17 protein-coding genes are annotated in these 18,683 nt (G+C 68.4%); 12 read left to right on the top strand and 5 right to left on the bottom strand.

The features are described from left to right. Positions 1-105: 105 nt before the first annotated feature. The 5 genes from rbfA to pnp all read left to right on the top strand — a co-directional run bounded on the left by rbfA (position 106) and on the right by pnp (position 5,191). Complete coding sequence (rbfA, locus tag IEW34_RS04515) at positions 106-594, top strand: 30S ribosome-binding factor RbfA (protein WP_188607881.1); 489 nt, start codon at positions 106-108, stop codon at positions 592-594. Next, positions 591-1,589 (top strand): tRNA pseudouridine(55) synthase TruB, encoded by a 999-nt coding sequence (gene truB, locus IEW34_RS04510; RefSeq protein ID WP_188607880.1) that lies wholly within the window; start codon positions 591-593, stop codon positions 1,587-1,589. Before rbfA ends, truB begins: the two co-directional genes overlap by 4 nt. A gap of 241 nt (positions 1,590-1,830) precedes the next feature. Then, positions 1,831-2,118 carry an SH3 domain-containing protein gene (locus IEW34_RS04505; protein WP_188607999.1) on the top strand — a complete coding sequence of 96 codons (288 nt, stop codon included), beginning with the start codon at positions 1,831-1,833 and terminating at the stop codon, positions 2,116-2,118. Between the two features lie 237 nt (positions 2,119-2,355). Next, entirely contained in the window at positions 2,356-2,625 is a 270-nt protein-coding gene (gene rpsO, locus IEW34_RS04500; protein WP_188607879.1) for a 30S ribosomal protein S15, read from the top strand. A 412-nt stretch (positions 2,626-3,037) separates the two neighbouring features. Further along, positions 3,038-5,191 (top strand): polyribonucleotide nucleotidyltransferase, encoded by a 2,154-nt coding sequence (gene pnp / locus IEW34_RS04495; protein ID WP_188607878.1) that lies wholly within the window; start codon positions 3,038-3,040, stop codon positions 5,189-5,191. A 241-nt stretch (positions 5,192-5,432) separates the two neighbouring features. Here the strand turns inward: pnp and IEW34_RS04490 are convergent, their stop codons facing one another. The 5 genes from IEW34_RS04490 to IEW34_RS04470 form a co-directional block, all read right to left on the bottom strand. Next, positions 5,433-5,750, bottom strand: a complete 318-nt coding sequence (locus IEW34_RS04490) for an HPr family phosphocarrier protein (RefSeq protein ID WP_373288180.1) — start codon at positions 5,748-5,750, stop codon at positions 5,433-5,435. Between the two features lie 241 nt (positions 5,751-5,991). Next, positions 5,992-6,393, bottom strand: a complete 402-nt coding sequence (locus IEW34_RS04485) for a PTS sugar transporter subunit IIA (RefSeq protein ID WP_188607877.1) — start codon at positions 6,391-6,393, stop codon at positions 5,992-5,994. A 174-nt stretch (positions 6,394-6,567) separates the two neighbouring features. Then, a complete protein-coding gene (locus IEW34_RS04480; RefSeq protein WP_188607876.1) occupies positions 6,568-7,011 on the bottom strand; it encodes an HPr kinase/phosphorylase in 444 nt (147 codons plus the stop codon). Then, positions 7,008-8,744: a stimulus-sensing domain-containing protein gene (locus tag IEW34_RS04475; RefSeq protein WP_373288184.1), complete on the bottom strand. Its 1,737-nt coding sequence runs from the start codon at positions 8,742-8,744 to the stop codon at positions 7,008-7,010. The genes IEW34_RS04480 and IEW34_RS04475 overlap by 4 nt, the downstream gene beginning before the upstream one ends. A 178-nt stretch (positions 8,745-8,922) precedes the next feature. Beyond that, positions 8,923-9,621: a response regulator transcription factor gene (locus IEW34_RS04470; protein WP_188607875.1), complete on the bottom strand. Its 699-nt coding sequence runs from the start codon at positions 9,619-9,621 to the stop codon at positions 8,923-8,925. A gap of 316 nt (positions 9,622-9,937) precedes the next feature. Between IEW34_RS04470 and IEW34_RS04465 the strand changes: the two genes are divergently transcribed. The 7 genes from IEW34_RS04465 to IEW34_RS04435 all read left to right on the top strand — a co-directional run bounded on the left by IEW34_RS04465 (position 9,938) and on the right by IEW34_RS04435 (position 18,683). Beyond that, positions 9,938-10,666 carry a HugZ family pyridoxamine 5'-phosphate oxidase gene (locus IEW34_RS04465; protein ID WP_188607874.1) on the top strand — a complete coding sequence of 243 codons (729 nt, stop codon included), beginning with the start codon at positions 9,938-9,940 and terminating at the stop codon, positions 10,664-10,666. Between the two features lie 6 nt (positions 10,667-10,672). After that, on the top strand, positions 10,673-11,596 hold the full coding sequence (locus IEW34_RS04460) for a sensor histidine kinase family protein (protein WP_188607873.1): 924 nt from the start codon (positions 10,673-10,675) through the stop codon (positions 11,594-11,596). Between the two features lie 402 nt (positions 11,597-11,998). Next, positions 11,999-13,612 carry a phosphoenolpyruvate carboxykinase gene (locus IEW34_RS04455; RefSeq protein ID WP_188607872.1) on the top strand — a complete coding sequence of 538 codons (1,614 nt, stop codon included), beginning with the start codon at positions 11,999-12,001 and terminating at the stop codon, positions 13,610-13,612. Between the two features lie 744 nt (positions 13,613-14,356). Then, positions 14,357-15,121 carry an ABC transporter permease gene (locus IEW34_RS04450; protein ID WP_244641753.1) on the top strand — a complete coding sequence of 255 codons (765 nt, stop codon included), beginning with the start codon at positions 14,357-14,359 and terminating at the stop codon, positions 15,119-15,121. Between the two features lie 26 nt (positions 15,122-15,147). Then, a complete protein-coding gene (locus IEW34_RS04445; RefSeq protein WP_188607871.1) occupies positions 15,148-16,137 on the top strand; it encodes an ABC transporter substrate-binding protein in 990 nt (329 codons plus the stop codon). Positions 16,138-16,150: 13 nt separating this feature from the next. Next, positions 16,151-16,969 (top strand): ABC transporter ATP-binding protein, encoded by an 819-nt coding sequence (locus IEW34_RS04440; protein WP_188607870.1) that lies wholly within the window; start codon positions 16,151-16,153, stop codon positions 16,967-16,969. A 40-nt stretch (positions 16,970-17,009) separates the two neighbouring features. Then, a complete protein-coding gene (locus IEW34_RS04435) occupies positions 17,010-18,683 on the top strand; it encodes a carbon-nitrogen hydrolase family protein (protein WP_188607869.1) in 1,674 nt (557 codons plus the stop codon).

The following is an 18,683-nucleotide window of genomic DNA, read 5'->3' as shown; positions in this document are numbered from 1 at the left end:
ATCGCAGCCGGACGGGCCTTGCCGGCCGGCCGCCGATCCTTTCGCAAGACGGTCGCGACAGCACGGCTGCGCGGCCACAGCCCGGTCCGAGCCCGGGAGAACCCAATGAAGAAAACAACCCCCACCGCCGGTCCATCCCAGCGCCAGCTGCGCGTGGGCGAACTGGTCCGCCACGCCCTCGCCGACGTGCTGGCGCGCGGCCATATCGCCGACGACGTCCTGGCACGGCACGTCATCACCGTGCCCGAGGTCCGCATGTCGCCGGACCTGAGGCTCGCCACCTGCTACGTCATGCCCCTCGGCGGCAAGGACGAGACGGCGGTGGTCGCCGCGCTCGAACGCAACAAGAAGGCCCTGCGCACCGAGGTCGCCCACCGGGTGAACCTGCGCTATGCGCCCGAGCTGCGCTTCCGGCGTGACGAGACTTTCGACGAGGCGAACCGCATCGATCGCCTGCTGCACTCGGACAGGGTGCGGCTCGACCTCGACCGGCCGCAGGCCGAGGCCGACGACGAGGCCCAAGAGGCCGAGCCCCAAGAGGCAAAGCTCCAAGACGCCAAGCCCCAAGACGACGAGTCCCACGACAAGCCATGACCCGCGACCTTCCGCCGGTGCCGGATCCGGCCGCCCAGCGCCCCGCCCCGCCCGAGGCCGATAGCCCTCCGCCACGCCCGCCACGCCCCAAGAAGCGCGACATCAGCGGCTGGATCGTACTCGACAAGCCGGTCGGCATGACCTCGACGCACGCGGTCGCCGCCGTGAAGCGGCTGTTCCATGCCAAGAAGGCCGGCCACGCCGGCACCCTCGATCCGCTGGCGTCGGGCCTGCTGCCGGTGGCGCTGGGCGAGGCGACCAAGACCGTGCCCTTCGTCATGGACGGCCGCAAGGCCTATGCCTTCACCGTGGCCTGGGGCGAGGAGACCGACACCGACGACGCGGAAGGCAAGGTCATTGCCCGCTCCGACGAGCGGCCGCAGCCGGAGATGATCACCGAACTGCTGCCGCGCTTCACCGGCACGATCCTGCAGGTGCCGCCGCGCTTCTCGGCCATCAAGATCGACGGCGAGCGGGCCTACGACCGCGCCCGCGACGGCGAGGAGGTGGAGCTGAAGCCCCGCGCCGTCACCATCGACCGGCTGACGCTGGTGTCGCACATCGACGACCGCTCGCTGTTCGAAGCCGAATGCGGCAAGGGTACCTATGTCCGGGCCATCGCGCGGGACCTCGGCCGCGGGCTCGGCTGCTACGGCCACGTCTCCGCTCTGCGGCGCACGCGGGTGGGCCCGTTCGGCCTTGCCCACGCGGTCACGCTGAACGCCATCGGCGAGGCCGCGGCCAATAGCGGTGCCTTGAACGATGTGCTCCTGCCGGTGGCGGCGGCGCTCGGCGAATTGACCCACATCGACGTGAGCCGTGGCGACGCCGCGAAGCTCGCCCGCGGCCAGGCCATCCTCATCCGTGGCCGCGATGCGCCGATCCACGCCGGCACCGTGGCGGTTACCGCACTCGGCCATCTCGTGGCGCTGGGCGAGCTGGAAAACGGCGAGTTGCATCCGCGCCGCATCTTCAATCTCCAGCCGCGCAGCTAGCGCGTCTTCGAGCGAAGTGGACGCCGGTTCGCGTGAAGAAAACGCGACCAAACAAATGATCTAGCGCGGGATGATCTGACCCGGACGAGCGACCAATTCCTCCGCCATGTGCGCTGCCGCCCGTCGCCGGGCCGCAGCCCGAGCCATCGTGGGACGGCTGCGTCGGGCAGCGGTATCACATGATGGACCGGCACGCCGGGGCCTCCCCAGCGAGCGCCCGTCGTTTCGGCTGGAGGAACCCATGCGTCTTCGGATCGCGGTTGCGAGTGCATTCATCGTCGCCCTGGCCGCTGCGCAGGCCCAGGCGGCAGGCCGCTGTGCGGTGACCGATCCCACAGGCACGCCGCTCAACCTGCGCGCCGCGCCGAACGGGCGCATCCTCGCCACGCTCAGCAACCGCCAGACCGTGCAGTTCCTCGACCAGGTCTACGACGACCGCGGCCGGCCCTGGGCGCTGGTGCGGATGGCGGGTGGCGGCGGCACCGGCGTGCGCGGCTATGTCTACCGCGAGTTCGTCAGCTGCTATTGAGCAGGCTGCGCGGCGCACGGCGAGGCCCGGAAACGCAAGGCGGTAGCCAAGGCACCCGGTTTCGTGCATAAGGGTCCGCTCCGCATGGAGCTGATGGCTTCAGACGGATCCACAGCGCACGACCGCGTCCCTCGCCGCCGGGCACACCGCCTGGCGACTCGGCGTTTGTCGACGTTGCCCCAGACCTTGCTGGACGACATCCCGGCAGGGCCAATTCTCTCGACGAAAGGACTATCGATGTCGATCACTGCCGAGCGCAAGCAGGCGCTCCTGTCCGAGTATGGGCTGAAGGCCGGCGATACCGGCTCACCCGAGGTGCAGGTGGCGATCCTGACGGAACGCATCGTCAACCTGACCGAGCACTTCAAGACCCACGCGAAGGACAATCACTCCCGGCGCGGCCTGCTGAAGCTCGTCTCGCAGCGCCGCTCGCTGCTCGACTACGTCAAGCGGAAGGAAGAGGCCCGGTACCGCTCGCTGATCGAGCGCCTGGGCATTCGTCGCTAGCGGCTTCGGCCGCGTCATGGCATGGCCGGGCTCGAACCCGGCCATTCGTTCATCCGGGCCGCCATCCGGATCACGTCGCGGGGGCGGCGATGCGGCCTGCCACGCGGAATGGGCCGGCCGCCGGCGAGGCCGGCGGAGATCATGGGGATGGCGGGGCCGCGCCCGGCCATGACTGACGTGGGGAGGACAAGGCGCCCTCCCCGACCCGGCGGCGAACCAGTCGCCGCCTCGGATGCCCGATGGTCGGGTGTCCGGTCCGGCGCCCGGGCCGACCAGGGCAGGATAGCCGGATGCTCGCGGCTCGAGCGCTTCGCGATCCGATGAACCATCGATCGGGAGGGTGCTCCGGCCACCAGCATCCCGCCGTCTTGCTCATGGCGCGCACGGGTGCGATGCATGAGAAAGTAGAGCAATGTTCGATATCCAACGCGAAGAACTGATCTGGGCGGGCACCAAGCTCACCCTCGAGACCGGCCGCATCGCGCGCCAGGCGGACGGCGCGGTGCTCGCCACCTACGGTGAAACGACCGTGCTGGCGACCGTCGTCGCCGCCAAGGAGCCCAAGCCCGGCATCGACTTCATGCCGCTGACGGTCAACTACCAGGAGAAGGCGTTCGCCGCCGGCCGCATTCCCGGTGGCTTCTTCAAGCGCGAGGGGCGCCCCTCCGAGAACGAGACGCTGGTCTCCCGCCTCATCGACCGCCCGATCCGTCCCCTGTTCATCGACGGCTGGCGCTGCGACACCCAGGTGATCGTGACGGTGCTGTCGCACGACCTGGAGAACGATCCCGACATCGTGGCGATGGTGGCCGCCTCGGCGGCGCTGACGCTGTCGGGCGTGCCCTTCATGGGCCCCATCGGCGGCGCGCGCGTCGCCTACAGCAAGGGTGAGTTCAAGCTCAACCCGACCCTCGCCGAGCAGGAGACCTCGGAGCTCGACCTGATCGTCGCCGGCACCCAGGATGCCGTGCTGATGGTCGAGTCGGAGGCCAAGGAGCTCGGCGAAGATGTCATGCTGGCCGCCGTCATGTTCGGCCACAAGCACTTCCAGCCGGTGATCGAGGCCATCATCCGCCTGGCCGAGCGCGCCGCCAAGGAGCCGCGCGACATCGCGGCGCCGGACAATTCCGAAGTCGAGAAGGTGGTGCTGGAGATCGCCGAGGCGGATCTGCGCCAGGCCTACGCCATCACCGACAAGCAGCAGCGCTACGCCGCGGTCGACGCGGCCAAGCACAAGGTCGTCGCCGCCCTGCTGCCGGCCGGCGCGGAGCCGCGCTTCCCGGCCGAGACCATCAAGGCCGTGTTCAAGGACGTCCAGGCCAAGATCGTCCGCTGGAACATCCTCGATACGGGCGCCCGCATCGACGGCCGCGACGTCAAGACCGTGCGTCCGATCGTGGCCGAGACCGGCTTCCTGCCGCGCACGCACGGCTCCGCCCTGTTCACCCGCGGCGAGACGCAGGCCCTCGTGGTCGCCACCCTCGGCACCGGCGACGACGAGCAGTTCATCGATGCGCTGGAAGGCACCTACAAGGAGACCTTCCTGCTGCACTACAACTTCCCGCCCTATTCGGTGGGTGAGACGGGCCGCATGGGCTCGCCCGGCCGCCGCGAGATCGGCCATGGCAAGCTGGCCTGGCGCGCCGTCCGGCCGCTGCTGCCGGCGCACCACGAATTCCCCTACACGCTGCGCGTCGTGTCGGAGATCACAGAGTCGAACGGCTCCTCGTCGATGGCGACGGTGTGCGGCACCTCGCTGGCGCTGATGGACGCGGGTGTCCCCCTGCGCCGTCCGGTGGCCGGCATCGCCATGGGCCTGATCCTGGAGGGCGAGCGCTTCGCCGTGCTGTCCGACATCCTGGGCGACGAGGATCACCTGGGCGACATGGACTTCAAGGTGGCGGGCTCGGAAGCCGGCATCACCTCGCTGCAGATGGACATCAAGATCGCCGGCATCACCGAGGAGATCATGCGCGTCGCCCTCGACCAGGCCAAGGGCGGCCGCGAGCACATCCTCGGCGAGATGGCCAAGGCGCTGACCTCGGCGCGTGCCGAGCTCGGCCAGTATGCGCCGCGCATCGAGACCATGAAGATCCCGCAGGACAAGATCCGCGAGGTCATCGGCTCGGGCGGCAAGGTCATCCGCGAGATCGTGGAGAAGACCGGCGCCAAGATCGACATCGGCGACGACGGCACGATCAAGATCGCCTCGGCGGATCTGAAGTCCATCCAGGCGGCGCAGAACTGGATCAAGTCGATCGCCTCGGAGCCCGAGGTCGGCATGGTCTATGACGGCACCGTGGTGAAGACCACCGACTTCGGCGCCTTCGTGAACTTCTTCGGCGCCAAGGACGGCCTCGTTCACATCTCCCAGCTCGCGCCGCAGCGCGTGCAGAAGGTGACCGACGTCGTCAAGGAAGGCCAGAAGGTCAAGGTCAAGCTGCTCGGCTTCGACGAGCGCGGCAAGGTGCGCCTGTCCATGCGCTCGGTCGACCAGACCACCGGCGAGGACCTGGAGGCCAAGCCGAAGGCCGACACCGACGAGGGCGGCCAGGCGGCGGAGTAATCCGCGCCCCGAGCGTCCGTTTCGGGATGGCCGGACTTGGTCCGGCCATCCCGGCAACGACCAAGAGGCCAGCCCGTGAGGCTGGCCTTTTTTGTGCCGCCCGCCCCGAGGGGTTGGATGGTCCGCCCACGACGGGCGGACAGGGGCGCGCTGCGCCCCCTATTCAAGAGCTGTGAGCATCGCGCCGTTGGATGTCACATCCGATGGCGCGGAACGCTCCAGGCCCTCGGTGGACTATGGATTACTCGTCCTCGCCGAAGCGCTCGGCCAGCAGCCGTTCGATCGCCGCCAGGCAAGGCTCTGCGTCGCTGCCCTTCGCCGTCACGGTGATGCTGGTGCCCTGCGCCGCCGCCAGCGTCAGCAGACCCATGATCGAGGTCCCGCCGACCGTCTCGCCGCAGCGCGTGACGGTGACGTCGGACTCGAAGCGGTCGACGGTCTGGACGAACTTGGCCGAGGCGCGCGCATGCAGGCCTTTGCGGTTGACGATGGGCAGCACACGCACCAGCGCCCCCTCGGGCACCGGCGCGGGCGGGCAATCCTCCTCCAGCTCCTGCACGAACGTCTCCCCTCCCCCTAGCGTACGATCCCAAAAGGTGGACACCGGTTTTGGGACAAGATCATGCTTAAAAAGCCTTAGAGCGGGATGATGATTCAAGGAAAAATCGTCCCGATCGGCGCGATAGCATCTCGCAATCGGATCAAATCATCCAATTGCACCAACATGCAGCAAATCTGTGAATCCGGAGCGGCTCGTTCAGCGGTCGGGTGAGGCCACCCGTCGCGAGTGGCCCGCGCGCCTACTTACCGGCGAGCACCCGGCTCGCCACGTTGATGTACTTGCGGCCGGCCTCCTGCGCCTGCAACACCGCATCGGCGAGGGGCATATCTTCGCGCACGCTCGCCAGTTTGATCAGCATGGGGAGGTTGATGCCGGCGATCACCTCGACCTTGAGGCCGTTCATGCAGGAGATGGCCAGGTTCGACGGCGTGCCCCCGAACATGTCGGTAAGGACGACGACGCCCTCGCCGGTGTCGACGCGCTTGACCGCGTCGAGAATGTCGCGCCGGCGGCCATCCATGTCGTCATCGGGACCGATGGTGACGGTCTCCACCTGTTTCTGGGGGCCGACGACGTGCTCGAGCGCGGAGCGGAATTCCGTCGCCAGACAGCCGTGCGTCACGAGCACAAGACCGATCATATGGGTGTCCGAGCGGGACGCTTCAGGAGCGTCGCCGAAGAGGGCTCATTTTGTGCATTGCGGCGCGAAGCGCAAGCCGGATGCGACCATTTAGTCACGACCATGTCACGCTTGCCGCACATTGCCCAAAAGGGCGTAGGGAGGATGAACCGGACATACCCCGCATTGGTCCGCTCACCGGTCCAGAACCTGCTCGAGCACGGCCCAAACGACAGCCTCGACGCCGTCGTCGACCCGCACCTGGAGCCGGTCGATCACGATGCCCTCGATGGCGGCGGACCGGGACGCTGCGGCCGGCAGCCGCTCCGGCTGCTCGTGGCTGCAGTCGACGACCAGCCGCACGACGGCCGCGCCCTCATTGACGAGCCCCACGATGCCTACCCCGCGAATCTCGCATCGGCCGGCGATCGCCGGCACGGGCCGGGCGATGAGGCGGCCGCCGTTGACGGCGAGGCGCGTGCGATCGTCGGCGACGAGACTGGCGAACAGTCCACGGCCACGGGCGGCGGCCATGAGCCGGAGCCCCAGCTGCGACTTGCCGGTGCCGCTGTCGCCGCGGATCAGGACGCCGGCCTCGCCGACGAGCACGCAGCCGGCATGGACGGTCGTCCCGTTCATGGAGCCGCCGCCGGCAGGCGGACGACGAAGCGCGCGCCCAAACACCGCTGGTGGCCGTCCGCATCGCGCGTGGCCAGCCGATTCTCGGCGCGGATGGAGCCCTGGTGGGCCTGGACGATCTGCCGCGAGATGGAGAGGCCGAGGCCGGAGTTCTGGCCGAAGCCCTCGGGCCGGTCGGTGTAGAAGCGCTCGAAGATGCGCTCCAGCGCATGCTCGGGGATGCCCGGGCCATCGTCGTCGACACGGATCTCGATCTCGTTGCGCACGCGGCGCAGGTTGAGACGGACGCTGGCCCCCGGGGGCGAGAACGAGCGGGCGTTGTCGAGCAGATTATTCACCACCTGGCCGAGACGGCCGTCGTGGCCGACCGTGAAGTAGGCGTCGCGGCCCTGGGCATTGGGCTCGACGGTCACCCCGATCGGGGCCTGGCCGTCGCGGCGGACCTCGTTGGAGATGGCGGCCACCGCCTCCGCCAGGCGGGCCAGGTCGACGGGCTCGGCGTCCTCACGCGACAGCTCGGCATCGAGGCGCGAGGCATCCGAGATATCGCTGATCAGCCGGTCGAGGCGGCGCACGTCGTGCTGAATGACCGCGAGCAGGCGCCCTCGCGACTCCTCGGTTCGGGCGAGCGGCAGCGTTTCGACGGCAGACCTGAGCGAGGTCAGGGGGTTTTTCAGCTCGTGCGCGACATCGGCGGCGAAGCTCTCGATCGCGTCGATCCGGTTGTAGAGCGCGCGCGTCATGTCGCGCAGGGCGCCCGACAGGTGCCCGATCTCGTCCGAGCGGCCGGTGAAATCGGGAATCTGCGGGCGCGAGCGCGTGCCGCGGCGGACCCGCTCGGCGGCCTCGGCCAGACGCCGCATCGGCCCGGCGATGGTGCCGGCCAGGAGGAACGACAGCACGACCATGACCAGCGCGGCGACGCTGAAGACCTGCAAGAGGCTCATGCGCTCCTTGGTGAGGATCTGATCGATATCGCCGCCCTGCGTCGACAGCAGCAGGGCACCGCGCACCGTCCGCAGCCGCTGGATGGGCACGGCAACCGAGACGATCGTCTCGCCGGCGGCGTTGACGCGCACCACCGTGCCGGGCGTGCCGGTGAGGGCGCGCGCCACCTCGGGCAACGAGCGGCCGCTGATGCTGCTGAGCTCCTCTGGCGTCAGGCCCTTGCGCTTGAACAAGCCCTTGGCATCGGCCCACAGCCGCTGCAGCATCGTCGGCGGCTCGCGCGGGATGGGCGGCAGATCGAGCCGCAGCACATCGCCGCGGCTGTAGAGCGAGCGCGAATCCAGCAGCAGCAGCCCGTCGCGGTCGAAAACGCGCGCGCGCGTGCGCGTCGGCGTCACCAGGCGGCGCAACAGCGGCGCCACCCGCTCCGGATTGATGGAGAACTCCAGAGGCGACAGCGTGTCGTCGTTCAGGCCCGAGCTTTCACCCGCCTGCAGCTGGAGCAGCTTGTCCGGATCGATGGTGATGGTGTCGGTCTCGACCGTGGCCGAGGAGGCGATGGCGCCGGCGATGATCTCGCCCTGGGTGAGCAGGCTCTGCACCCGGGCGTCGATCAGGCCCTCGCGAAACTGGTTGAGATAGCCGAAGCCGACGAGCAGGGCGACCAGGCCCACCAGGTTGAGGATGACGATGCGCCGCGTGAGGCTCGATGATCCGCGGGCCAGGATGGCCCGGCCGAGGCGGCGCAGCCGCCGCGCCAATTTGCGGCCAATCCCACGCGCCACCGCCGGATGCGGTGGGCAGGCCGCGCCATCCTCCTCCGCGGGACCGATGGCCGGCTCGGCGGCTTGCGCCGGCACGCCGTCATCGCGGCGCGGCGCCAGGCGCGCCACCGCGTCGGCGCGCCCGTCGGCGCCGGCTGCCGGCCCATCCGCCACAAGCGCCGCGGCAGGCACCTGCGGCTTAGGCCTCCTTGAAGCGATAGCCGACACCGTACAGGGTCTCGATCATGTCGAAGGCGTTGTCGACCACCTTGAACTTCTTGCGCAGCCGCTTGATGTGGCTGTCGATGGTGCGGTCGTCGACGTAGACCTGGTCGTCGTAAGCGGCGTCCATCAGCGCGTTGCGGCTCTTGACCACCCCGGGCCGCTGAGCCAGCGCCTGCAGGATCAGGAATTCGGTCACGGTCAGCGTCACCGGCTCGTTGCGCCAGGTGCAGGTGTGCCGCTCCGGATCCATCTTGAGCGCGCCGCGCTCCAGCGCCTTGGCGTCGGCCTCCTTGACCGCCGCCTGGTCGCGCGGGCTGGCGCGGCGCAGCACGGCCTTGACCCGCTCCACCAGCAGGCGCTGGGAGAACGGCTTCCGGATGAAGTCGTCGGCGCCCATCTTCAGGCCGAACAATTCGTCGATCTCCTCGTCCTTGGAGGTGAGGAAGATGACCGGCAGGTCGCTCTTCTGCCGCAGACGGCGCAGCAGCTCCATGCCGTCCATGCGCGGCATCTTGATGTCGAGGATGGCCAGATCCGGCACGTTCGTCTTGAGACCGTCGAGCGCCGAGGCGCCGTCCGTATAGGTGAGGATCCGGTAGCCTTCCGACTCGAGGGCAATCGAAACGGAGGTCAGGATGTTGCGGTCGTCGTCAACGAGGGCGATAGTCGGCATGGGCTTCTTCGATGTTCCTGGCGCTCCCGGGGCGAACCCGAGATTCGCATGACCTTGGAGCAGCGCAATGGGTGAATGTCGGATTCGCCACGCTAAAAGATCATAGAATCCAGTTGGAGCTCGGGGCTCAAAGACCCGAGCGCGGAGGTCGGTGCCATCCGCGCCGGCGCGGATGGCTTGACAGCACCGCACGCTGTTAGGGTTCAGTGCGGCCGAATCATGACGTTCGGCCGGCGCGCAGGGTCGTATTTTAACCCCACACCGGGCGGAAGACCACCGCCGTTCGCCGGCTCGACATCGTTTGGAAGGATAGGCCGTGAGTGAGTTCGACCCCAAGCTCGTCGCCAAGGCCCTGCTCCGCCGGGCGCGGATCGGAACCCTGGCCACCCTGGGACCGGACGGCGCTCCCTACGCCTCGCTGGTCAGTATCGCGACCGATCTGGACGGCGTGCCGGTGACGCTGATCTCGGACCTCGCGCTGCACACCGGCAACCTGGCGCGTGACGCGCGCGCCTCGCTGCTCGTCGCCACCATCGGCGCGGGCGATCCGCTGGCCCATCCGCGGCTGAGCGTCGCCGTCGTGGCCGAGCGCAGCGCCGGTGAGCGGCCGCGCCATCGCTTCCTCGCCCGCCACCCGGGCGCGGCGGGCTACGCCGACTTCCCCGATTTCTCGTTCCGCCGCCTGGTGCCGACGGGCGCCCATCTGGTCGCCGGCTTCGGCCGCATCGTCGACCTGTGCGCCGCCGACCTGCTGACCGAACTCGGCGACGCCGACGAGCTCGTCGCGGCCGAGGCCGGCGCAGTGGCGCATATGAACGAGGACCACGCGGATGCCCTCCTCCTCTACGCGACCCGGCTGCTCGGCGAGGGCCGCGGGGACTGGACGGTGTCGGGGCTCGACCCGGAGGGCCTCGATCTCGCCTGCGGCGACCGCACCGCCCGGCTGCCGTTCCCCCGCCGCGTCACCTCCCCCGGCGCGCTGCGCGGTATTTTGAAGGAACTCGCCGACGCGGCCAGGGCCGTCCCCGCCGCCGCGGCGCCCTAGGCTCCCATGGACGCGGCAGCTGCCCTCGTCGCGCGTCTCGCCGCCGCCGGGTTCCTGGTGGACGTCCAGGCGCCCGGACGGCCCATTGCCCATATCAACGATGCGTTCGCCCGCTTCACCGGTCTGGCTGCGGGGCGGCCGCTCGCCGCAGTGCTCGGCCCCCACGCCAACGCCCGCGACCGGGCCCGGCTGGAAGCTCTCGTCGCGGCCGGCGAAGCGTTCGCCATGACGGTCAGCGGTGCGCGGCCGGACGGCGCCATCTGGCGCGCCGCCATGCAGATGACGCCGGTCACGGGCGATCGGGGCGAGCCCCGCTGGCTCGGCATCCTGGTCCCCGCCGAGCGGTCCGAGGCGCCGGCCGTGGCGCAGCTCCGACACGGCTATCAGAACATCATGCAGACCATGACGAGCCTGGTGAGCCTGCACGCCCGGCACGCCCCGGAGCCAGCGACCGCGGCCGCCATGCGCGACCTCGCTGCCCGCTGCGAGGCGCTCGCGGGGCTCTACGGGCCGGCGGACTCCGCCCCGGGCGAGTTGATCGATCTCGGTGACTTCCTGCACGGGCTGGCCGATCGCGTCGCGGCCGTCTGTGATCCGGGCCACCACCGGCCGATCAAGCTCACCGCCGACGCCGTCCTGACCGCACGGCGTACGGCGGCCGTCGTCGGCCAGCTGCTGGCGGAGCTCATGATCGTCATCTGCGGCGAGCGCCGCGCCGGTCCCATCGGCATGACCCTGCGCGCCCATGGCGGCGATGCCGAGCTCGTCGTCCGCGCCGGACTGCCGGATCGGCACGACGACGCCGGCGCCGAAAGACGGCTCGGCGGCACGCTCACCCGCGCGCTGGTGCGCGGCCTGTCCGGTCGCCTGAGCGAGGAGGCGGCCGATGACGGCGGACGGAGCTGGCGCTTGACGTGGCCGATCCTGTAGAGCGGCAGCGGCCGCTTGGATGGCTGCGCGAGCTCGGGAAAGCTTGCGGGCTACGACCGTGGCCGGTACTTCTGGGCTCGCTGCCACGCAGCGGGTGAGCGGCAGCCCCGTCCTGCGGGATCACCCGATCGGATGGCCGCCCTCCGCCCATTTTGAATCTGGAGGAGCGTCATCGGAAGGGGTAGATTCCTAGCGAGTGGGCGTTCCGACGGGCGGCGGCAGGCGGTCGCGGAGAGCGCGCCGGAACCGCGACCGTTGGACGCTCGCGGCGGCCAGCCAACCCCAGCCGCGCGCACGTAGCATGTTTGCTATTTTTCTGTCATAGGACTTTTGTGGGATCGACAGGACGCCGCCGGTGAGGACGTTTCGCGTGGCGCGGTGGCGGCCGAGGGAGGACGTTTCGTGGAGAACGTAGGCGTATTCAACGGGGCAGTCGGTGCGGAGGCCTCCGGGTTCCGCGGGCTGAAGCGGGTCTACTGGAACTTCGAGACGCCGCGTCTCTACGAGGAAGCGCTGAGGCGCAACGAAGCGCAGCTGGTCCGTGGCGGCGCTCTGCTCGCGGAGACGGGCGTCCACACCGGCCGGTCGCCGAAGGATAAGTTCGTCGTCCGCGATGCCTCGACCGAAAACGAGGTGTGGTGGGACAACAACGGCGCCATCTCGCCGGACCAGTTCAAGACGCTGCTCGACGATTTTCTCGCCCATGCCCAGGGCAAGGAGCTGTTCGCCCAGGACCTCTACGGCGGCGCCGATCCGGCGCATCGGGTCAAGGCGCGGGTGTTCACCGAGTACGCCTGGCATTCGCTGTTCATCCGCAACCTGCTGATCCGCCCCGAGCGCGCCGAAGTCCCGGGCTTCGCGCCCGAGCTGACGATCATCGACCTGCCGTCGTTCAAGGCAGATCCCGCCCGTCACGGCGTCCGCTCCGAAACGGTGATCGCCATCGACTTCTCGCGCAAGATCGTGCTGATCGGCGGCACGAGCTATGCCGGCGAGATGAAGAAGTCGGTGTTCACCTATCTGAACTACGTGCTGCCCGCCGCCGGCGTCATGCCCATGCACTGCTCGGCCAACAGCGGCGGCGATGGGGACGTCGCCATCTTCTTCGGCCTGTCCGGCACCGGCAAGACGACGCTCTCGGCCGACCCGCAGCGGACTCTGATCGGCGACGACGAGCACGGCTGGGCGCCGACCGGCGTCTTCAACTTCGAGGGCGGCTGTTACGCCAAGACGGTGCGTCTGTCGCGGGAGGCCGAGCCCGAGATCTACGCGACGACCGAGCGCTTCGGCACGGTGCTGGAGAACGTGATCGTCGATCCGCTCACCCGCGAGCCGGATTTCGACGACATCTCGAAGACCGAGAACACGCGCTGCGCCTACCCGCTGGACTTCATCCCCAACGCGTCCAAGACGGGCCGCGCCGGCGTCCCCAAGAACATCATCATGCTGACGGCCGACGCGTTCGGCGTCATGCCGCCGATTGCCAAGCTGACGGCGGCGCAGGCGATGTATCACTTCCTGTCGGGCTACACGGCTAAGGTCGCGGGCACCGAGAAGGGCGTGACGGAGCCGCAGGCGACCTTCTCGACCTGCTTCGGGGCGCCGTTCATGCCGCGCCATCCGTCCGTCTACGGCAACCTGCTGCGCGAGCTCATCGCCAAGCACGATGTCGACTGCTGGCTGGTCAACACCGGTTGGACCGGCGGCAAGCACGGCGTCGGCCGGCGCATGCCGATCCGTGCCACGCGCCGCCTGCTGACGGCGGCCCTGGACGGTTCGCTCAACCGTGCCGACTTCCGCACCGACCCCTACTTCGGCTTCTCCGTGCCGACCTCCGTGCCGGGCGTCGAGCCGCATATCCTCTATCCGGTCAAGACCTGGGCGGATAAGGCCGACTTTGCGAAGACCGCGACCCGGCTGGTCGAGATGTTCCACGAGAATTTCACGAAGTACGAGGACCACGTGGACGCCGACATCCGCGCCGCCGCGCCCGAAGCGCAGCTCGCAGCCGAGTAGCGCGGCAGATCCCGGCGGCGCGGCCCGTTCCGCACGGGCCTATCCGCCGCATCGTGCATCGCCAAGCAGAATGCTCCCCGGCCCGGGTGGACACCCGAGCCGGGGAGACGCGTTTTAAGAGGGCTTGCCGCCTCCCTCCACGCTCGCCGGACTGGCCGCGAGCGTACGTGCCAGCCCGACCTCCGCGGCGAACACGCCGAGCGCCGGGCTGAGTGGTGCACGCGCCCCGGCCGGATCCACCCTTCCGATCGACCAACGCCCAGCCCCACACCGGACATCGTGCCGGGGCGCGTGCGCAGGCCGCTCCCGCCGGCCCATGGCCCCCGGCGCCTCGAAAAAGATCTGTCCACATATTGGTCCGCCGGCTGCGAGGCCGCTCACGGGATCACGGGCGGTGCGCCGTCGCGGGCGGCTCTGACGTGCCGCTCGACGGCCTGTGACATCCCGCCGCCGGCGAACGCGCCGCGCGCCGTCGCTGACGCGTCCGACCGCTGCATAAGAATTAATCACAGCGACGTGGCGCTGAATCGCGAGGCAGGCCTCCGAAAAGGGCCGGCCGGTGACCGCGCATATGCGATCCCGCCTAAAGTTCGATCAACTTTATTGCACGATTGCGCATAAAAACTGCACTTTCAAAATGCAAATCTGCCCGATGCCATGCACATCTGGGCGTATCGGCCACCGGCCCTGCTCGCTAAGACTTGACCTCAGGGGGCACTGAGCACGTTCATGATGTCGCAAAGCTTGAGCAGGGATACCGCAGCGCGAACGCTGCAATATGCAGCCGGTCCCGTGTTGCTCGTGGCGGCATGGTGGGTCGCCTACGCGACCGGCGCTGTAAACAGCGACCTGCTGCCGTCGCCTTTTCTTACGATCGCCGATACCGTCAAAAATATTCAGTCCGGACGCCTCGGCGTGGACTTTGGCGCGACCTTGATGCGGGTCGGCTACTCGATCCTTATCGCCGTCGCGGCGGGCGTCCCGGCCGGCATCGCGCTCGGCGCCAACGCCTCCGTCTACCGGTCGGTCGAGTTCTTAATCGACTTCTTCCGCTCCACCCCGGCGACGGCGCTCTTTCCGCTCTTCCTCCTGCTGTTCGGGCTGGGCGATCCGGCCAAGATTGCCGTCGCGGCGTTTGCCGCCTGGCTCGTCCTCGTCTTCAACGTGGCCTACGGCGTGTTGAATGCGCGCCAGACACGCATCCTCGCGGCGCGCTCCATGGGCGCATCGTCGCTGCGTGTGTTCCGCGACGTCACCTTCTTCGAGACGCTGCCGCAAACCTTCGTCGGCCTGCGAACCGCCGTGTCGATTGCGCTGGTGGTGATCATCGTCGCCGAGATGTTCATCGGCGCCTCCGACGGGCTCGGCCATCGCATCATCGACGCGCAGATCTCCTACAACCTCACGGACATGTACGGCTCGATCGTCGCCACCGGGGTCATGGGCTACGGGCTGAACCTGCTTCTCCTGCTCGTCGAGAAATCCGTCATCCACTGGTCCGGTCGCTGACCGGCCCGAACGCCGAGGTCCGAATCATGCTCAAGCTTGCTCCTCTGCTGACGGCGGCCGCCCTCGCCGCCTCCACCGTCCATGCCCAGGCGGCCTGCGAGAAGACGGACAAGGTCGTAGCCGCCTGGCTGCCGATCATGCAGACCACGGCCTATTACGTCGCGCTCGAGGAGAAGCTGTTCGAGAAGGCGTGCATCGAAATCGACTCCCAGAAGATGGAGTCGCCCAACCACATCATCGACGCGCTCGTGGGCGGACGTGCGGATTTTGGACCGCCCGGTGCAGCAGCCGGGATCGCGATGCTGGCCGAAAGCAAATTCCCAGGTAAATTCAAGGTCTTCGGCCTTCAAGGCGGGGGCATCCGGGCGGGTCGCATCAACGACGGCCTGATCGTCAAGGCCGACAGCCCGATCGCCGGCTTCGCCGACCTGAAGGGCAAGACGCTGGGGCACGTGCCCGGCATCCAATGGCGGACGATCGCCCGGCATATGGTGCGCTCGGCCGGCCTCGATCCCGACAAGGACGTCAAGCTGGTCGACCTTGCCGTCGCCATGCAGGTGCCGGCCGTGCTCGGCGGCACCGCCGATGCCGTGCTGGCGCTCGAGCCCGTCGGTTCGGTCGCCGTAGCGACCGGCAAAGCCAAGCGGGCCATCACCAACCCCGTGGCAATGACCATCGCCGACCCCTTCTACTCGGGCGCCTCGGTCATGACCACGAAGTTCCTGACCGAGCGCCCTGACGTGGCCCGCCGCGTGGTCGACGTCATCGATCAGGCGACCGATCTCGCCAACGCCGACTTCGACAAGTACAAGTCCGTCATCCCCAAATACACACCGGTCAAGGACGATCAGCTCGCGTTGCTGGCGCAACCTTACCTGCGCGGCTTCAAGGATCTCGATGAGACCGATCTGAAGTCCTACCAGGCGCTCGTCGACGTCTTCGTCGCCGAAGGCGTGCTCAAGGGCCCGATCGACGTGCGCTCGAAGATGCTCAAGCCCGCCGACGTCGGGCAGTAGAGGGACCATCGCCATGCATGCGCCTCGACAAGGGGTGGCCGGGGCCGACGTCGTCAGCCCGCGCAGCTCGGGGCGCACGCGCCTGATCACCATCCGGGGACTCGACAAGACGTTCGGCGGATCGACGATCTACAAGGACTTCTCGCTCGACCTGCCGCAGGGCCGGTTCATCTCGATCTTCGGTCCGAACGGCTGCGGCAAGAGCACCCTGATCAATATGATCTCCGGCCTTGCCCCGATGGATGCCGGCGAGGTGCTCTACGATGGCCAGACCATTCAGGAGACCCGCATCTCCTACGTCTTCCAGAACTACCGCGAAGCGCTGTTTCCATGGCTGCGGGCCATCGACAACATCCACTACCCGCTCAAGGTCATGGGCGTGCCTGCCGCCGAACGAAGGGCCCGCGTGGACAACCTGCTGGCGGAGTTCGAGGTCAAGATCGACCTCAACGCCTATCCCTATACGCTCTCGGGCGGGCAGCAGCAGACGGTTTCGATCCTGCGGGCCCTGGTCACCTCGCCGGAAGTGCTGTTTCTGGACGAGCCGTTTTCGGCCCTCGACTACGAGATGACGCTGTTCATGCGCGAACAGCTGCAGAAGATCTTCATGAAGACGCGCACGACCATGCTGCTCGTCTCGCACGATCTGGAGGAGGCGATCCAGCTCGCCGACAAGGTATTGCTGCTGACGCGGCGGCCGACACGGGTGGCGGAGATCGTCGACGTGGACCTGGCGTGGCCCCGTACCGCCGCGGTTACGACGAGCGAACGCTTCACCGGCCTGAAGCGCCATTGCCTGGATGTGTTCTGGCGCCAGGTCAAAGGCGAATAGTCCCTTTACACGACGAGACTGACTTATACTGGAGACAATCATGACGAAGCGACGCTTCCGCGCCGCGGCCGTGCAGACACTCGCGCGCCTCGGCGACCTCGACCACAACATCGCCATTGCCCGCGCCTACGTCGAGGACGCCGTGCGGCAGCAGGCGGAACTCATCGTGTTCCCCGAGTGCATGGACACCGGCTATCTGTTCGACTCGCCGGCGCACTGCCGGGACCTGGCCGAGACCGTCCCCGACGGCCGCTTCGTGAGCGCCCTGGCGCAGATGGCCCGCGAGCACGGCGTCTACATCGCCAGCGGCATCACCGAATGGGATGCCGCCAAATCGAAGATCTTCAACAGCGGCGTCATGTTCGGACGCAACGGCGAAGTCGCGTGCCACTACCACAAGCAGTTCCTGGCCACGCACGATCAGAACTGGTTCGAATTCGGCGAGCGCGGCTGCCCGGTGGTCGACACCGACCTCGGGCGCATCGGCCTGCTCATCTGCTTCGACGGCCGCATCCCCGAGATCTTCCGCTCGATGGCCATGCAGGGTGCCGAGGTGATCGTCGACATGGCGAACTTCTTCGCCATGGACCAGGCGGACATGTGGGGCCCCGCCCGCGCCTACGAGAACGGTGTCTGGCTCGTCGCGGCGACCAAATCCGGCTACGAGCGCTCCATCTACTATCCCGGCGGCAGCATGATCGTGGACCCGCGCGGCCGCGTCTTGTCGAAGGTTCCCTACGACACGCACGGCCTGGCGATCGCGGACGTCGATCCGGCGCTGGCCGGCGACAAGTCGATTTACGCCGCGAACGACAAGATCGCCGACCGTCGCCCCGATACCTACGGCATTCTCGCCGCCCCCTATGAGGCGACGCCGGTCTACCGCATCGCCGACAAACCGCTGATCCCGTCGCAGTCTACGGCGAAGGTGGCGGCCGTCCAGATGCATGTGGCGGCCGATACGTCCGCCGACGACGTGTTCGACATGATGGACCACACCGCCAAGCTCGGCGTGAAGGTCATCACGCTACCGGAATACGCCTTCTGCACCTCCTGGCTGCCGAACGCGGCGGTGGCGCGGGCGCTCGCGGCGCAGACGCCGGCGCACGCGCTGCGCGCCGCCGCCATCGCGCGGCGCTATGGCAGCCTGATCGCCCTGCCGGGCGTCGAGGCGGCCGATGGCCGGCTGTATGTCACGACCCTGCTCATCGGGCCGGACGGGGGCGAGATCGGCCGCTACCGCAAGACTCACCTGACGGCCGAGGAGCGCCCCTGGGCCACCGCGGGCGACACCTATCCGGTGTTCGAGACGCCGTTCGGCCGCATCGGCGTCATGTCCGGCTACGACGCCGTCTTCCCCGAGACCTCGCGCTGCCTGGGCGTGGCGGCGGCCGACATCATTCTGTGGCCCGCGGCCTTGCGCGAGCCGTTCGAGCGCGAGTTGCTGGCCGTGCCCCGGGCGGAGGACAACCGGGTCGCCATCGTGCTCTCCAACCGGGTCGACTGCGCCTACCCCGGCGGCAGCGTGGTCATTCCGCCGAACGGCTTCCCGCACTGGGACATCAACGTCGTGGCGCCGCGCAGCCTGAAGATGGGCGCTGTCATGCCCAAGCACATCGACCTGGCGCTGTGCCGGCAGAAGCTGATGATCCCGAAGGTGGACATGTTCGCCAACCGCCTCACACAGACCTACGCGCCGCTCGTGGCGGCCTAG

This window comes from Chelatococcus reniformis (genome assembly GCF_014640075.1).
Taxonomy (GTDB): Bacteria; Pseudomonadota; Alphaproteobacteria; order Rhizobiales; family Beijerinckiaceae; genus Camelimonas; species Camelimonas reniformis.
This window is presented reverse-complemented; position numbering and strand designations above follow the sequence as displayed.

Coding starts and splice junctions, on each gene's coding strand:
- IEW34_RS04435 (WP_188607869.1), top strand. CDS start 17,010: ATGACGAAGCGACGCTTCCGCGCCGCGGCCGTGCAGACACTCGCGCGC.
- truB (WP_188607880.1), top strand. CDS start 591: ATGACCCGCGACCTTCCGCCGGTGCCGGATCCGGCCGCCCAGCGCCCC.
- IEW34_RS04505 (WP_188607999.1), top strand. CDS start 1,831: ATGCGTCTTCGGATCGCGGTTGCGAGTGCATTCATCGTCGCCCTGGCC.
- pnp (WP_188607878.1), top strand. CDS start 3,038: ATGTTCGATATCCAACGCGAAGAACTGATCTGGGCGGGCACCAAGCTC.
- rbfA (WP_188607881.1), top strand. CDS start 106: ATGAAGAAAACAACCCCCACCGCCGGTCCATCCCAGCGCCAGCTGCGC.
- IEW34_RS04440 (WP_188607870.1), top strand. CDS start 16,151: ATGCATGCGCCTCGACAAGGGGTGGCCGGGGCCGACGTCGTCAGCCCG.
- rpsO (WP_188607879.1), top strand. CDS start 2,356: ATGTCGATCACTGCCGAGCGCAAGCAGGCGCTCCTGTCCGAGTATGGG.
- IEW34_RS04470 (WP_188607875.1), bottom strand. CDS start 9,621: ATGCCGACTATCGCCCTCGTTGACGACGACCGCAACATCCTGACCTCC.
- IEW34_RS04480 (WP_188607876.1), bottom strand. CDS start 7,011: ATGAACGGGACGACCGTCCATGCCGGCTGCGTGCTCGTCGGCGAGGCC.
- IEW34_RS04460 (WP_188607873.1), top strand. CDS start 10,673: ATGGACGCGGCAGCTGCCCTCGTCGCGCGTCTCGCCGCCGCCGGGTTC.
- IEW34_RS04485 (WP_188607877.1), bottom strand. CDS start 6,393: ATGATCGGTCTTGTGCTCGTGACGCACGGCTGTCTGGCGACGGAATTC.
- IEW34_RS04445 (WP_188607871.1), top strand. CDS start 15,148: ATGCTCAAGCTTGCTCCTCTGCTGACGGCGGCCGCCCTCGCCGCCTCC.